This is a genomic window from Intrasporangium mesophilum (assembly GCF_054783095.1).
This window is the reverse complement of record NZ_BAAGRF010000027.1, coordinates 178,239-192,380: the sequence shown is the minus strand read 5'-3', so window position 1 is coordinate 192,380 and position 14,142 is coordinate 178,239. Positions and strand designations below refer to the sequence as shown.

General features: G+C 70.5%; 16 protein-coding genes. 6 read left to right on the top strand and 10 right to left on the bottom strand.

All coding sequences use genetic code 11. From position 1 onward, the window contains the following. The first annotated feature begins 25 nt into the window (after positions 1-25). Positions 26-1,003 (top strand): KPN_02809 family neutral zinc metallopeptidase, encoded by a 978-nt coding sequence (ypfJ, locus tag ACYVLP_RS19125; protein WP_460628913.1) that lies wholly within the window; start codon positions 26-28, stop codon positions 1,001-1,003. 10 nt (positions 1,004-1,013) lie between these two features. On the opposite strand, the gene ACYVLP_RS19120 is transcribed toward ypfJ, so the two are convergent. From ACYVLP_RS19120 to ACYVLP_RS19075, 10 genes are read right to left on the bottom strand one after another with little or no spacing between them, the layout of a single operon-like run. Continuing rightward, a complete protein-coding gene (locus ACYVLP_RS19120) occupies positions 1,014-1,628 on the bottom strand; it encodes an acVLRF1 family peptidyl-tRNA hydrolase (RefSeq protein ID WP_460628912.1) in 615 nt (204 codons plus the stop codon). 1 nt (position 1,629) lies between these two features. After that, positions 1,630-1,965 carry a metal-sulfur cluster assembly factor gene (locus tag ACYVLP_RS19115; protein WP_452269505.1) on the bottom strand — a complete coding sequence of 112 codons (336 nt, stop codon included), beginning with the start codon at positions 1,963-1,965 and terminating at the stop codon, positions 1,630-1,632. Continuing rightward, positions 1,962-2,444, bottom strand: coding sequence for a Fe-S cluster assembly sulfur transfer protein SufU (sufU, locus tag ACYVLP_RS19110; RefSeq protein ID WP_460628911.1), 483 nt, complete (start codon positions 2,442-2,444; stop codon positions 1,962-1,964). The genes ACYVLP_RS19115 and sufU overlap by 4 nt, the downstream gene beginning before the upstream one ends. 1 nt (position 2,445) lies before the next feature. After that, entirely contained in the window at positions 2,446-3,816 is a 1,371-nt protein-coding gene (locus ACYVLP_RS19105) for a SufS family cysteine desulfurase (RefSeq protein WP_460628910.1), read from the bottom strand. Between the two features lie 5 nt (positions 3,817-3,821). Beyond that, positions 3,822-4,598, bottom strand: a complete 777-nt coding sequence (sufC, locus tag ACYVLP_RS19100; protein ID WP_460628909.1) for a Fe-S cluster assembly ATPase SufC — start codon at positions 4,596-4,598, stop codon at positions 3,822-3,824. A gap of 3 nt (positions 4,599-4,601) precedes the next feature. Beyond that, positions 4,602-5,852 carry a Fe-S cluster assembly protein SufD gene (gene sufD / locus ACYVLP_RS19095; RefSeq protein ID WP_460628908.1) on the bottom strand — a complete coding sequence of 417 codons (1,251 nt, stop codon included), beginning with the start codon at positions 5,850-5,852 and terminating at the stop codon, positions 4,602-4,604. Continuing rightward, positions 5,852-7,273, bottom strand: a complete 1,422-nt coding sequence (gene sufB / locus ACYVLP_RS19090) for a Fe-S cluster assembly protein SufB (protein ID WP_460628907.1) — start codon at positions 7,271-7,273, stop codon at positions 5,852-5,854. The genes sufD and sufB overlap by 1 nt, the downstream gene beginning before the upstream one ends. Next, complete coding sequence (locus ACYVLP_RS19085; protein WP_460628906.1) at positions 7,270-8,148, bottom strand: helix-turn-helix transcriptional regulator; 879 nt, start codon at positions 8,146-8,148, stop codon at positions 7,270-7,272. Before ACYVLP_RS19085 ends, sufB begins: the two co-directional genes overlap by 4 nt. Positions 8,149-8,195: 47 nt before the next feature. Beyond that, entirely contained in the window at positions 8,196-9,236 is a 1,041-nt protein-coding gene (locus ACYVLP_RS19080) for a CDP-alcohol phosphatidyltransferase family protein (protein WP_460628905.1), read from the bottom strand. Next, positions 9,233-9,907, bottom strand: a complete 675-nt coding sequence (locus ACYVLP_RS19075) for a phosphatidylserine decarboxylase (protein ID WP_460628904.1) — start codon at positions 9,905-9,907, stop codon at positions 9,233-9,235. The genes ACYVLP_RS19080 and ACYVLP_RS19075 overlap by 4 nt, the downstream gene beginning before the upstream one ends. 99 nt (positions 9,908-10,006) lie before the next feature. Between ACYVLP_RS19075 and ACYVLP_RS19070 the strand changes: the two genes are divergently transcribed. The 5 genes from ACYVLP_RS19070 to ACYVLP_RS19050 all read left to right on the top strand — a co-directional run bounded on the left by ACYVLP_RS19070 (position 10,007) and on the right by ACYVLP_RS19050 (position 14,052). Beyond that, the gene (locus ACYVLP_RS19070; protein ID WP_460628903.1) at positions 10,007-10,717 is read left to right on the top strand and encodes an ABC transporter ATP-binding protein; all 711 of its coding nucleotides are present in this window, start codon (positions 10,007-10,009) and stop codon (positions 10,715-10,717) included. Then, positions 10,714-11,457: an ABC transporter permease gene (locus ACYVLP_RS19065; RefSeq protein ID WP_460628902.1), complete on the top strand. Its 744-nt coding sequence runs from the start codon at positions 10,714-10,716 to the stop codon at positions 11,455-11,457. The genes ACYVLP_RS19070 and ACYVLP_RS19065 overlap by 4 nt, the downstream gene beginning before the upstream one ends. Positions 11,458-11,502: 45 nt before the next feature. Further along, the gene (locus ACYVLP_RS19060) at positions 11,503-11,985 is read left to right on the top strand and encodes a DUF2231 domain-containing protein (protein WP_460628901.1); all 483 of its coding nucleotides are present in this window, start codon (positions 11,503-11,505) and stop codon (positions 11,983-11,985) included. A 106-nt stretch (positions 11,986-12,091) separates the two neighbouring features. Beyond that, on the top strand, positions 12,092-13,003 hold the full coding sequence (locus ACYVLP_RS19055) for a COX15/CtaA family protein (protein ID WP_460628900.1): 912 nt from the start codon (positions 12,092-12,094) through the stop codon (positions 13,001-13,003). Positions 13,004-13,038: 35 nt separating this feature from the next. Continuing rightward, positions 13,039-14,052, top strand: a complete 1,014-nt coding sequence (locus tag ACYVLP_RS19050) for an NUDIX hydrolase (protein WP_460628899.1) — start codon at positions 13,039-13,041, stop codon at positions 14,050-14,052. Positions 14,053-14,142: the final 90 nt, after the last annotated feature.

The following is a 14,142-nucleotide window of genomic DNA, read 5'->3' as shown; positions in this document are numbered from 1 at the left end:
CGGCCGACACCCACAAGGAGCCCGCATGACCTTCAACGACAACGCGCAGCTCGACACCTCGCAGGTGGAGAGCGGCCGCGGCGGTGGGGGTGGTGGCTTCGGCGGTGGGGGTGGCGGCTTCCCTGGCGGCATCCAGGTCGGCGGTGGCATCGGCGGGCTGATCATGCTCGTCCTGGTGCTCATCTTCGGCGGAAAGGCGCTGCTCGGCGGGGGCGGCATCGGCGACTCCGCCGACACCGGGACCGGCGGGCTGCCCTCTCAGCAGCTGCAGCCCGCGCAGGTCGCTGCCGGCGGCCAGGTCGACCAGAGCGAGTTCTCCCAGTGCAAGACCGGCGCGGACGCGAACCGCAACGACGTCTGCCTCATCATCGCCACGGTCAACAGCGTCCAGGACTACTGGGCCGACACGCTGCCGAAGTACCAGGTCAACTACGAGCCCGCGAAGACGGTGATCTACCAGGGCCAGACCCCGTCGGGCTGCGGGACGGCCAACGCGCAGGTCGGCCCGTTCTACTGCCCGCTCGACAAGAAGGTGTATGTCGACGCGAGCTTCTTCGAGGAGCTCCAGAGCAAGTTCGGCGCCAACGGGGGGCAGCTGGCCAAGGAGTACGTCATCGCACACGAGTACGGCCACCACATCCAGGATCTCCTCGGCCTGCTCAACCGCGCACAGCAGGACCCCCAGGGCCCCAACTCCGGCTCCGTCCGCACCGAGCTCATGGCCGACTGCCTCGCGGGCACGTGGGTCAAGCACGCCACCGAGACCACCGATGCGAACGGCACGCCGCTGCTCAAGCCGATCACCGAGGAGGACATCCAGTCCGCGCTCAGCGCGGCGGCCGCCGTCGGCGACGACCGCATACAGGAGAAGATGCAGGGCAGGGTCACCCCGGAGACGTGGACCCACGGCTCGGCCAAGGCGCGGATGGACTGGTTCACGCAGGGCTACCGGACCGGCGACATCAACCAGTGCAACACCTTCGGCGCCAGCACCGTGAGCTGAGACCGGGACGTCAGCGCAGGGGCTCGGTCAGCTCGACCCGGATGGCCCTCCCCCGCCGCAGCGCCGCCTCGAGCACGTCTCGTCGCGGGTCGGGCAGGTCGTAGAGCTCGCGCACCGGGAGCCCCTTCAACGCCCGCAGCGCTGACGCCGCGAGCACCGCGCGCACCAGTGCGCGATCGCCGCCGACGACGAGCCCGGCAGGTATGCCGTCCGCCCCCTCGGGTGGTGACTCGTCGTCCCGCAGCAGCACCCGCTTCGCGTGCCCGACGACGGCATCGACGAGCTCGTCGGCCTGCTTGTCGCGACGCCGGGCGAACCGCTGCTGCGACCAGCCCCCAGCCGCGGTGCGCGACTGCACGTGGCGGCTCCCGACCTTCGACTCGGTGAACCGGCCTGCACGAGCCAGCCCCACGGCATACCCGCCGCGGCGGACGAGGACGACCCCGAGGGGGTCGTGCCTGAACGGGCGCGCCACCACGGTCGCACCGTCGGCCGCCCGTGCGGACACGACGACGCCGTCGGGAGAGGTCTCCTCGACGGCGTCGAAGGCGCCATGACGCTCGGCGAATCCGGCCATCCACCGGTCGTACCGCTCCGGGTCGACCTCGATGACCCGCGTCGTCACGTCAGAGGTTGAAGCCCAGGGCGCGCAGCTGGTCGCGGCCGTCCTCGGTGATCTTGTCGGGACCCCACGGCGGCATCCAGACCCAGTTGATCCGGTGCGACACCACGAGGCCCTCGAGGGCCTGCGCGGCCTGGTCCTCGATCACGTCCGTCAGCGGGCAGGCCGCGGACGTCAGCGTCATGTCGATGACCGCGTGGGACTGCGAGTCGACCGTGATGCCGTAGACGAGGCCGAGGTCGACGACGTTGATGCCCAGCTCGGGGTCGACCACGTCACGCAGCGCCTCCTCGACGTCCGCGACGTTGGTCGGAGTGGTTGCCTGGCTGGTCTCGCTCATGACGAAACTCCTTGCGGTGAAACGGAACTCGTGGAGGTGATATCGACGCCGGCTCGGGCCAGGGCGTCGGTGAAGGCCGCCCAGCCGAGCAGGGCGCACTTGACTCGTGCGGGATACTTCGCGACGCCGGCAAAGGCGACGCCGTCGCCGATGGTGTCCTCGTCACCGGCGATCGTTCCCTTGGAGGTGAGCATCGCGCGCATCGCCTCATAGGTGGCGAGCGCCTCGTGGACCGGGTGCCCGATCACCTCGTCGGCGAGCACCGACGACGACGCGACCGAGATGGAGCATCCTTGGGCGCGGTAGGACACGTCGGTGACGACGGCGTCAGCGCCCTCTCCGGTGACGTCCACCCGCAACGTCACCTCGTCGCCGCACGTCGGGTTGATGTGGTGCACCTCGGCGTCGAACGGCTCACGCAGGCCGGCGTGGTGGGGCCGCTTGGAGTGCTCGAGGATCAGCTCCTGGTAGAGGTCCATGTCAGCTTGCCTCCCTGGCGGCCTCGCCGCGCAGCGCCGGTGCGTCGTGCGTCGGCTCCAGGTCTGCGTCGGGATCGAGGTCCGCCACGTCGACGCCGAAGATCGCCGGCACCCGGTCGAGCGCGACCAGCAGGGTGTCGATGTCGGCCTCGGTGTTGTGCACCGCGACCGAGGCGCGGGTCGTCGCCGTCGCGCCGAGGGCGCGGTGCAGCGGCCAGGCACAGTGATGGCCGACACGAACGGCGACACCGTGGTCGTCGAGGACCTGGCCAACGTCATGGGCGTGAACGCCGTCCACGACGAAGGCGACGGCACCGCCGCGCGGGACCCCGACAGGTGGGCCGACCACGCGAACCCAGGGCCGCTGCGCGAGGCCGACGAGCAGCCGCTCCACGAGACGGGCCTCGTGGGCGCTGATCCGGTCGATGCCGATCGACTCGACCCACCGGACAGCGGCGGCGAGCCCGACTGCCTGCGCGGCGTTCGGCACGCCGGCCTCGAACTTCTGTGGCGCGGGCGCGTAGCTGGACCGCTCCATCGTCACGAGCTCGATCATCGAGCCGCCGGTGAGGAACGGGGGCATGACCTCGAGCAGCTCCGCGCGTCCCCACAGCACACCGACCCCCATCGGGCCGTACAGCTTGTGGCCGCTGAAGGCGATGAAGTCGGCACCGAGCCGCGCCACGTCGACTGCCAGGTGCGGGACCGACTGGCAGGCGTCGACGACCGCGAGCGCCCCCACGGAGTGCGCTCGCGCGGCGAGGTCGGTCACGGGGTTGACCGTGCCGAGCACGTTGGAGACGTGGGTGAACGCGAAGACCTTGGTGCGCGACGTCAGCAGCTCGTCCAGGTCGGTGAGGTCGAGCGACCCGTCGGCAGCCAGCGGCACCCAGCGCAGGGTGGCACCCGTGCGGCGTGCGAGCTCCTGCCACGGGACGAGGTTGGCGTGGTGCTCCATCTCGGTGACGAGGATCTCGTCACCGGGCCCGAGCACGAACCGGGCGTCCTTGGGCCCGCTCGTCGGCGCCGCGTTGGAGAAGGCGTAGGCGACGAGGTTGAGCGCCTCGGTGGCGTTCTTGGTGAAGACCACCTCGTCGGCCGGAGCGCCGATGAATGCCGCGATGGTCGCTCGTGCCGACTCGAAGTCGTCGGTGGCCTCCTCCGCAAGCTGGTGTGCGCCACGGTGCACCGCCGCGTTGTGCTGCTCGTAGAAGGCGCGCTCGGCGTCGAGGACCTGCCTCGGCTTGTGCGAGGTCGCACCCGAGTCGAGGTAGACGAGAGGCCGGCCGTCGCGCACGGTGCGCGCCAGGATCGGGAAGTCGCCGCGGATCGCGGCAAGCTCCCCGTCCGTGAGCGGCAGGTCACCCGGCATCCGGCTCAGGCCTCCGTCGTCACCGTCGCGCCGGCGGTGGCGTATCGGTCGTAGCCCTCGTCCTCGAGACGGTCGGCGAGCTCGGGGCCGCCCTCTTCGACGATGCGGCCGTCGACGAAGACATGCACGAAGTCGGGCTTGATGTAGCGCAGGATCCGCGTGTAGTGCGTGATGAGCAGGACACCGAGGTTGTTGGCGTCCTTGGCGCGGTTGACACCCTCGGACACGATCTTCAGCGCGTCCACGTCGAGGCCGGAGTCGGTCTCGTCGAGGATGGCCACCTTCGGCCGGAGCAGCTCCATCTGGAGGATCTCGTGGCGCTTCTTCTCACCGCCGGAGAAGCCCTCGTTGACACTGCGGTCGGCGAAGGCAGGGTCCATCCGGAGGTTGCCCATGGCCGCCTTGACGTCCTTGACCCAGGTGCGCAGCTTGGGGGCCTCGCCGTCGATCGCGGTCTTGGCGGTGCGCAGGAAGTTGCTCACCGTGACCCCGGGCACCTCGACGGGGTACTGCATGGCGAGGAAGAGGCCGGCGCGGGCGCGCTCGTCGACCTTCATCGCAAGGACGTCCTGCCCGTCGAGCGTGACGGTGCCGCCGGTGATCGTGTACTTCGGGTGGCCCGCGATGCTGTAGGCCAGCGTCGACTTGCCGGAGCCGTTGGGGCCCATGAGTGCATGGGTCTCCCCCGAGTTCACCGTGAGGTCGACCCCGCGCAGGATCTCCTTGGGGCCGTCCTCGGTCTCGACCGAGACCGTCAGTCCCTTGATCTCGAGCGTGCTCATGGGTCAGTTCTCCTTGGTGCTGTCGGGGGTGGTGGTTGGGGTGGTCTGGGTGGGAGCGGCGTATGCCGTCGTCTCGAGCTCTTCCTCGATCGCGGCCGTGATCTCGTCGCGGAGGTCGAGCAGCGGGATCTCGCGGACGAGGTCGGCGAAGAAGCCGCGGACGACGAGGCGCTTGGCCTCGTCCTCGCGGATGCCGCGTGACTGCAGGTAGAACAGCTGCAGGTCGTCGAACCGCCCCGTGGCCGACGCGTGGCCGGCGCCGACGATCTCACCCGTCTCGATCTCGAGGTTGGGCACGGAGTCGGCGCGGGCGCCGTCGGTGAGCACGAGGTTGCGGTTGAGCTCGTAGGTGTCGGTGCCTTCGGCCTCTGCACGGATGAGCACGTCACCGACCCAGACCGTCCGGGCGGTGCGGCCCTGCAGTGCCCCCTTGTAGGTCGCTCTGCTCTTGCAGTGGGCCGCGTTGTGGTCGACGTAGGAGCGGTGTTCGAGGTGCTGTCCGGCATCGGCGAAGTACACGCCGAGCAGAGTCGCGTCGCCGCCGGGACCTGCATAGCGGACGTTGGCGTTGATGCGCACGACCTCCCCGCCCAGAGACACCGCGAGGTGCTTGTAGGCGGCGTCGCGGCCGACCAGCGCGTCGTGCTGCGCGAGGTGCACGGCGTCGTCGTCCCAGCGCTGAACGGCGACAACGGTGAGGTCGGAGGCGTCACCAGTCACGACGGAGAGCAGCTGGGTGTAGTGCGCGGTGCCGGTGTGCTCGAGGACGACGGTGCCCTTGGCGTGGTGACCGGCGCGCACGACGATGTGGCCGTGCACGGTCTGCCCACCGACACCGTCGAGCGTGATGCGGACCGGCTCGGCCAGCTCCGCCTCGGCCTCGATGTCGACGAGGACCACGTGGTCAACGGTGCCGGCAACGGCGGCCGCGCGGTCCTGTGGGGGCAGGATGCCCAGCGCCCGCGCGTCGGTCGCCGAGATCGTCGAGGTCGTGACGCCCTCGGGCAGGTCGGCCGTCCACGCGAGCGTGCCGCTCGCGCCGGCCTCGAAGAGCCCGGCGAGCTTCTTGACGGGGGTGAAGCGCCACTCCTCCTCGCGACCCCCCGGGATCGGGAACGCGGCGAGGTCGAACGAGGCGGTGCGCTCGGCCCGGGACTGCTGGGGCACGAAAGCCGCAGCCGAGTCGGTGTGGGCACGGTTTGCAGCGTCGGCCACGGAGCTGCCCGTGTCGACGAGCGTGTCGGCAACTGACATCAGCCGACGGCTCCTTCCATCTGGAGTTCGATGAGGCGGTTGAGCTCGAGGGCGTACTCCATCGGCAGCTCGCGCGCGATCGGCTCGATGAAGCCGCGCACGATCATCGCCATGGCCTCGTCCTCGGCCATGCCGCGGGACATGAGGTAGAAGAGCTGGTCCTCGGACACCCTGGACACGGTCGCCTCGTGACCCATCGACACGTCGTCCTCCCGGATGTCGACGTAGGGGTACGTGTCCGACCGGCTGATGGTGTCGACGAGCAGGGCGTCGCAGCGGACCGTCGATGCCGAGTGCGAGGCGCCCTCGAGCACCTGAACGAGGCCGCGGTACGACGCGCGCCCACCGCCGCGGGCGACGGACTTGCTGATGATCGAGCTCTTCGTGTTCGGGGCAGCGTGGACCATCTTGGAGCCCGTGTCCTGGTGCTGGCCCTCGCCGGCGAAGGCGATCGAGAGGGTCTCGCCCTTGGCGTGCTCGCCGAGCAGGAAGACCGCCGGGTACTTCATCGTCACCTTGGAGCCGATGTTGCCGTCGATCCACTCCATCGTGGCGCCCTCCTCGCAGGTGGCGCGCTTGGTCACGAGGTTGTAGACGTTGTTCGACCAGTTCTGGATGGTCGTGTAACGCACCCGGGCGTTCTTCTTGACGATGATCTCGACGACCGCCGAGTGCAGCGAGTCGGACTTGTAGATCGGCGCGGTGCAGCCCTCGACGTAGTGCACGTAGGAGCCCTCGTCGGCGATGATCAGCGTCCGCTCGAACTGGCCCATGTTCTCGGTGTTGATCCGGAAGTAGGCCTGCAGCGGGATGTCGACGTGCACACCCGGCGGGACATAGATGAACGAGCCACCCGACCAGACGGCCGTGTTGAGCGCCGCGAACTTGTTGTCACCGGCCGGGATCACCGTGGCGAAGTGCTCGCGGAAGACGTCCTCGTGCTGCTTGAGCGCCGTGTCGGTGTCGAGGAAGATGACGCCCTGCGCCTCGAGGTCCTCACGGATCTGGTGGTAGACGACCTCGGACTCGTACTGCGCGGCCACACCCGCGACGAGGCGCTGCTTCTCCGCCTCCGGGATGCCGAGCCGGTCGTAGGTGTTCTTGATGTCCTCGGGGAGCTCGTCCCAGGTCGCCGCCTGCTTCTCGGTCGACTTCACGAAGTACTTGATGTTCTGGAAGTCGATGCCGGTCAGGTCCGAGCCCCACGACGGCATCGGCTTCTTCGAGAAGAGTGACAGGCCCTTGAGCCGGAGCTTGGTCATCCACTCCGGCTCGCTCTTGCGGCCCGAGATGTCGCGCACGACATCCTCGTTGAGCCCACGGCGCGCGGAGGCGCCGGCCAGGTCGCTGTCGGCCCAGCCGTACTCGTAACGGCCGATGTCCTTCAGGCCCGGGTTGAGCTCTTCGATGTGGGTGGTCATGAGGAACCTTCCTTGACGTGCGTGAGGCTGTCGTTCCGGGTGAGCTGTTGCGTGGTCTGTGCAGTGCTCTGTGCTGTGGTCTGCGGTGCGGTCAGAGCTGTGGTCTTGATGGTCGCCGGTGGCGTGGCGGTCCCGGGGGCGTCAACACCGGAGGTCGCCGTGGTCTTCCGAGCGAGTCCGCCCGTCGGGACGAACGTCGTGCACACGTGGTGCCCACCGGCCAGGGTGGCGAGCCGCTGCACGTGAACCCCGAGCAGGCGGGAGAACGCCTCGGTCTCTGCCTCGCAGAACGCCGGGAACTCCTCCGCGACGTGCTGCACAGGACAGTGGCCCTGGCAGAGCTGGACCCCGGTGAGCGCACCGCTGCCGACGGGTCGAGCGGTGGCAGCGAAGCCGTCCTCGCTCAGGGCCTCGACAAGGACGTCAGCCCGGGCCGAGGTGTCCTCGCCCGCGACGGCCATCCGGTCGGCATACTTCTTCTCGAGCTCGCCGACCCGGCCGCGCGCGAAGTCGCGGACCGCAGCCGGTCCGGCGTGGTCCGAGAGGTAGCGCAGCACCTCCACGGCGAGCGAGTCGTAGTCGGCCTCGAGCGCACGGTGGCCCGCCTCGGAGATGACGTAGGCGCGGGCAGGGCGCCCACGGCCGCGCCGGACACCGGCGGGCTCGTGCGGCTCGACCGCACCCTGCTCGACGAGCGCGTCGAGGTGACGTCGGACCGCGGCGGGGGTCAGGTCAAGGTGGCGCCCCAGCTCGGCGGCCGTGATGGGCCCGTCGACGGAGACCATGTGCAGGACCCGCGAGCGCGTGCGTGACTCGAGCGGCGAGACGTGCTCGCCGTCCTTCGTGTCACGCGGAGCGTGCTCACCGATAAACACAACACCATTGTGACGTAATTGGCCGGGGCACTTCCAGTTAGGCTCGCCTAACCGGCCGAGCGACCCGTCCGGCCCTTCCCCTCGGGGTCGTCCGCGCCGCCCACCGGGCCCGCCGCGAGCTCCGGCCCCGTGAGCTCCGCATCGGTCTCGTCCACCTCGTCGGCCTCATCCGCCTCGTCAGCCTCATCCGCCTCATCGGGCTCTGGAGGCATGATCACCGAGGGCAGCTTGCGCCGCGGAGGTGCCACGGCATTCGGCCCGAACCAGCGGCGCCGCAGGGGCGCGGTGAGCCAGCCGAGCGGGCACGTCAGCACGTAGCCGTACGCGACGATCATCCCCGTCGGCCCGGGGTAGAGGACGAGACCGAGGACGAGCAGGACCGCGAGCGGGATCGAGATCCGCAGGTGACGCGGCGACAGCAGGTCGCGGAAGGACCGGAAACGGAACGAGGAGGCCATGAGCGCGGCCGGCAGCACCCCGGCCGCAACCGGCAGCAGGGGCGCCCAGTCGTAGAGCGGGTCGCCGATCGCCATGACGGTCGAGATGACGACCCCGGCGGCGCCAGGGCTGGCCAGCCCGACGAAGTAGCGCTTGTCGGCCAGCGGGTCGATGGTCACGTTGAAGCGCGCCAGCCGGTAGGCCGCGCAAGCCAGCCAGAACATCGCGCCCACCCACGCCCACGCAGGGTGCGCGGGGAAGGCCCAGGTGTACACCAGCACCGCGGGCGCGATGCCGAACGAGATGAGGTCGGCCAGCGAGTCGAACTGCAGCCCGAACGGGGTGATCGCCCCGACCGCGCGGGCCACTGCACCGTCGGCGATGTCGAGGACGATGGAGATGCCGATCAGGACCGCCGCGACCCGGAACTCCCCCTGGAAGGACAGCAGCACCGACGAGAAGCCGCAGAGCATGTTGCCGAGGGTGAACAGGCTCGGCAGCACCGCGCGGGCCCGAACCTTCGGGTTGAGCCGGCTCCACGGGACGACGCGTGCGCCGGTCTGCGAGACGAGCCGGATGCCGCGGCTCACCCGTTGGCGAGCCCGGGGCAGGGGCCGTGACGACCGGTCGGTGCCGGCGTCGTCATTCATGAGGCGTCGCTCGACAGCGCGGCCGGGAACCGGCCCAGCACGGTCTCACCACCGACGGCCCGCTTGCCCTTGGAGACCTCGAGGACGACCTCGGGTGGCAGGAACACGTCCATGCGGGAACCGAACTTCATCAGGCCGATCCGCTCCCCCGTCGCGACCTCGTCGCCGGCCTGCACCCGCGTGACGATGCGCCGCGCCAGCTGCCCGACGAGCTGCCGGTAGACGACGCGGCGGGTGCGCCCGCCGACGACTCGCTCGACGACGATCTCGCTGCGCTCGTTCTTGGTGGCGCTCTCGGCGCGGTACGCCGCGAGGAACCGCCCCGGGACGTGGGTGACGTCGACGACGCGCCCGCCGTACGGAGAGCGGTTCATGTGCACGTCGAGGAGCGAGAGGAAGATGCTCACCTGCTGCCACTGCCCCTCCGGCGCCACTCCGGGCTGCGGCTCGCCGACATGCATGACGATGCCGTCCGCTGGGGCGAGCACGACGTCCGGGTCGGTCACGGGCGTCGTGTCCGGCGTGCGGTCGGGGTCGCGGAAGAAGAGGGTCACCCCCGCCGTCAGCAGGCCCAGGGCTGCGGTCGTGCGCGGCTTGCGGGCGAGCGCGGCGACCACCGTCGGCACGGCGGCCATGACGGTGAACGGCTTGGCGGCGGGGTCGATCTTCACGGGTCGGGCGTCTCCGTCGTGAGTCGGGAGGAGCAGGCGCTGGACCGCTGGTCGAGGCGCCTGATCGGGGTCGTCGGGACGAGCCTAGACTCATCCGACATGACCGCCGCGGTGACACTGTCCGACCTGCACCGCGCATTCGGGTCGGTCCGAGCCCTCGACGGTCTCACCTGGTCGGCACCCACCGGCAAGGTCACTGCGGTCCTCGGCCCGAACGGCGCCGGCAAGACCACCGCCGTCGAGTGTGCGGTGGGTCTGGGCAAGGCCGACTCGGGTGTCGTGGAGGTGCTCGGCGTCGCGCCGTGGAACGCCTCGGCCGACCATCGGGCACGGGTCGGCGTGGTGCTGCAGGCCGGTGGCCTGCCCAACGGCACCAAGCCGATGCGGCTGCTGCATCATCTGGCCCGTCTCTACGACGACCCGGCCGATGTCGAGGCCGTCGCGCGCAGCCTGGGCGTCACCGACTTCGCGTCCACGACCGTGCGCCGCCTGTCCGGCGGGCAGAAGCAGCGGCTGGCCTTCGCTGCCGCCCTCCTCGGCCGCCCGGAGGTCCTCTTCCTCGACGAGCCGGTGGCCGGTCTCGACCCGCACGGACGGCTCGACGTCTGGGACCTGATCCGCGACCAACGAGACCGCGGCGTCACCGTGGTCGTCACGACCCACTCGTTCGAGGAGGCCGAGCGCCTCGCCGACCACCTCGTCATCATGAACGCCGGGCGCACCGTCGCCGAGGGCACGCTCGAGGTGGTCACCGCGGGTCGCTCGCTCGAGGACGTCTATTTCAGCCTCACCAGGAAGGGGGCCGCGTGAGGGCGGCGGCTCCGCGGCAGCGCGTGCTCGCGCAGGCCAGGTTCGAGGCGGGCAGCCTGCTGCGCAACGGCGAGCAGCTGCTGGTGTCCCTGCTGCTGCCCGCGATGGTCCTCGTCGGCCTGAGCTACTCGACGACCCCCTCGCTCGGGCCGGGCAACCGCATCGACGTCGCGGTCCCCGGGGTCCTGGCTCTGTGCATCATCTCCGCCGCGTTCACCTCCCAGGCGATCGCCACGGGCTTCGACCGCCGGTATGCGGTGCTCCGCTACCTCGGCGTGACGCCGCTCGGCCGCGGCGGCCTCATCGCCGCGAAGGCGACTGCCACGCTCGCCGTGGAGCTGGTCCAGGTCGTCGTCATCGCCGGGCTCGGTCTCGCGCTCGGCTGGCGACCGCGCGCCTCCGGCATCCCGTATGCCGTCCTGTTCCTCGTCGTCGGCACCTGGGCTTTCGTGGCACTGGCGCTCCTGCTGGCCGGGACACTGCGCGCCGAGGCGGTGCTGGCTGTGGCCAACCTCGTCTGGGTCGTGCTCCTCGTTCTCGGAGGCGTCGTCGTCCCGCGCACGGAGCTGCCCGACGGCGCCTCGCACGTCGCGGCGCTGCTGCCCTCTGCGGGCCTGGCCGACGGGCTCCGCTCGGCGCTCGTCGAGGGTTCCCTGAACGTACCTGCCCTCGGCATCGTTGTGCTGTGGGGAGCCGTTGCCACCGTGCTCGCTGCACGATGGTTCCGCTTCGACGACTGAACCCGCACGCTGCTCACCCCTCAAGCTCCCACGTACGGAGGCGACGTGTTCGACTACATCTTCGGGCTCCCGATGCACGCCCTGGCCATCCACGCGGTGGTCGTGCTGGTGCCGCTGTCGGCACTGTGCGCCATCGCCTACGTCGCCCGGCCCAGCTGGCGCACCGCGCTCCGCTGGCCGACGGCGGTCGGTGCCCTCGTGTCGGGAGTCTCTGCGTTCGTCGCGGCCGAGAGCGGGGAGCAGCTGCTCGTCCGCGTGTCGGCGACGCGCGCGCGCACGACCGACTTCGACCTCGTGCAGCAGCACGTCGACTGGGGCGACCGGGCCAAGCTCTTCTGCCTGCTCTTCATGGTGCTCACGCTCGCCGCGGTCTGGTTCGTCAGACCGCCCGAGCAGGAGACGCCTCGCAGCCGCCCGTTCGAGGTGCTCCTGTCGATCCTGGTGACGCTCGGAGCGCTGACTGCGATCACGACGGTGGTCCTCGCCGGGCACGCGGGAGCCGAGGCCGTCTGGAGCGGTCTGGCCTGAGCGCTCTGGCCTGAGCGCTCTGGCCTGAGCGGCCGCCGTTCGGGGCGCTCTCGGGGCCGGTTCCTCGGACGCCGGGCCAGCGGCATACGCTCTGACCGTGTCACGCGTGTCCACCACGACCTCCCGCCTGTCCGCCACCCAGTCGCGGTGGGTGCGCCCGATCCTTGTCGCGAACCTCGTCGGCGAGATCTCCATCGTCGCCACCGGCGGCGTCGTGCGACTCACCGGCAGCGGACTCGGCTGCTCGACATGGCCCGAGTGCCAGCCGGGCTCGTTCACCCCGGTGCGCACCCCGGAGAGCTCCTTCCACGGCCTCGTCGAGTTCGGCAACCGCACGCTCACGGGAGTCGTCGGCCTTCTCGCCGTCGCGTCCCTGGTGGCCGTGCTCATGCGGTGGCCCGGTCGACGCCGTCTGATCGTCGTGGCCGCCGCCGTGCTCGCCGGGATCCCGGCGCAGGCCGTGCTCGGCGGCATCACCGTGCTCACCGGGCTCAACCCGTGGACGGTGATGGGGCACTTCCTCCTGTCGATGGTGCTCGTGTCGCTGTCCACCGCACTCGTGCGAGGGGCGCAGGACGAGGACTCCGGCCCGGGCGAGCTTGTGGTCCATCCGCTGGCGAGGAAGCTCGCCTTCGGCACGGCTGCCGTCGGCGGGGTCGTGCTCGTGCTCGGCACGATCGTCACCGGATCCGGACCACACTCCGGCGACGCCGACCGTCCTGCCCGGACCAACTTCGACCCGCGTTTCGTCTCGTGGATGCACGCCGACACGGTGATGCTCTTCTGCGGCCTCGTCATCGCCACCCTCGTCGCCGTGCGCATCACGGCGACGACCGACGAGGCCAGGCGATCGTGGGACATCGTGCTCGTGGTCACCGTGATCCAGGGGATCATCGGCTACGTCCAGTACTTCACCAAGCTGCCCGAGATGCTCGTCCTCATGCACATGATCGGCGCGAGCCTCCTGGTCGCGGCGCTCACCTGGGGCGTGTTGTCGACTCGGCGAAACCCCGTCTGACCGACCGACCGCCACCCCTGCCTAGTCTTGGACGCGTGACGGACCAGCCGACCCTGCGCGACGGCGAGCTCGTGCTCCGTCCCTGGACCGGCGACGACAGCGAGCCGACGAGGCTGCTGCACGACGAAGAGATCGCGCGGTGGTTCGACTTCCCGGCCGTCGTGCCCTCGGCCGACCAGCACCGCGCCTGGATCGACCAGACCCACGCGGAGTGGGCGGCGGGGTCGAAGGCGACCTTCCTCGTGCAGTGGCGGGGTATGCCGGCCGGCTCGGTCGACGTGCGCCGGGCGGACGCGGGTGTCGGCGTCCTCTCGTGGGCGGTCTACGCACCCTTCCGCGGGCAGGGGCTCGCCTGGCGGGCCGTCCGCCTCCTGGTCGAGTGGGCGTTCGAGGCGCTGTCGATCGAGCGGGTCGAGGCGCACGTCAACCCGGAGAACCGCGCCTCCGTACGGACCGCGTTGCGCGCCGGCCTGCGCCGTGAAGGTCTGCTGCGCGGCAATGCCGTCCTGGGCGGGCTCCGTCAGGACACCGTCGTGTTCGGGCGGCGCCGCGAGGACCCGCTGCCGGACACCCGCGACGGCTTCACCGCCATGCTCGACTCCACGCTGCCGACGAAGCGCGCCATCGCCCAGGGGGTGCTGCGGTCGCCCGATGGCGAGGTGCTCCTCTGCGAGCTGGTCTACAAGCGCGAGTGGGACCTGCCGGGAGGCGTTGTCGACCGGCACGAGTCGCCCGCTGCCTGTGTCGTCCGCGAGCTGCGCGAGGAGCTCGACCTGCAGGTGTCCGTCCGCGCGCTGCTTGCGGTGAACTGGCTGCCAGCTCTCTACGGCTGGGCCGACGCCACCGTGTTCGTCTTCGACCTCGGGGTGCTCGACCGGGACGTCGTCCTGCACGCGAGCCTGGAGAGGCGCGAGATCGCTGCCGTCCATTGGACCGGACCGGACGACTGGGCCCTGCGCGCCGCGCCGTACAACCAGCGTCTGCTCACAGTGCTGGCCACGAACCACGAGGGAACGCTCTACCTCGAGGACGGCCATCCGGCGATCTGACGGCAGTCGTCGCACCTTGGGGCCCGGCGGACCGCCACCAAGGCGGACCCGCTCGCAGCCGAGTGACGTCCGGCGGCGTTGGTTGCGGTC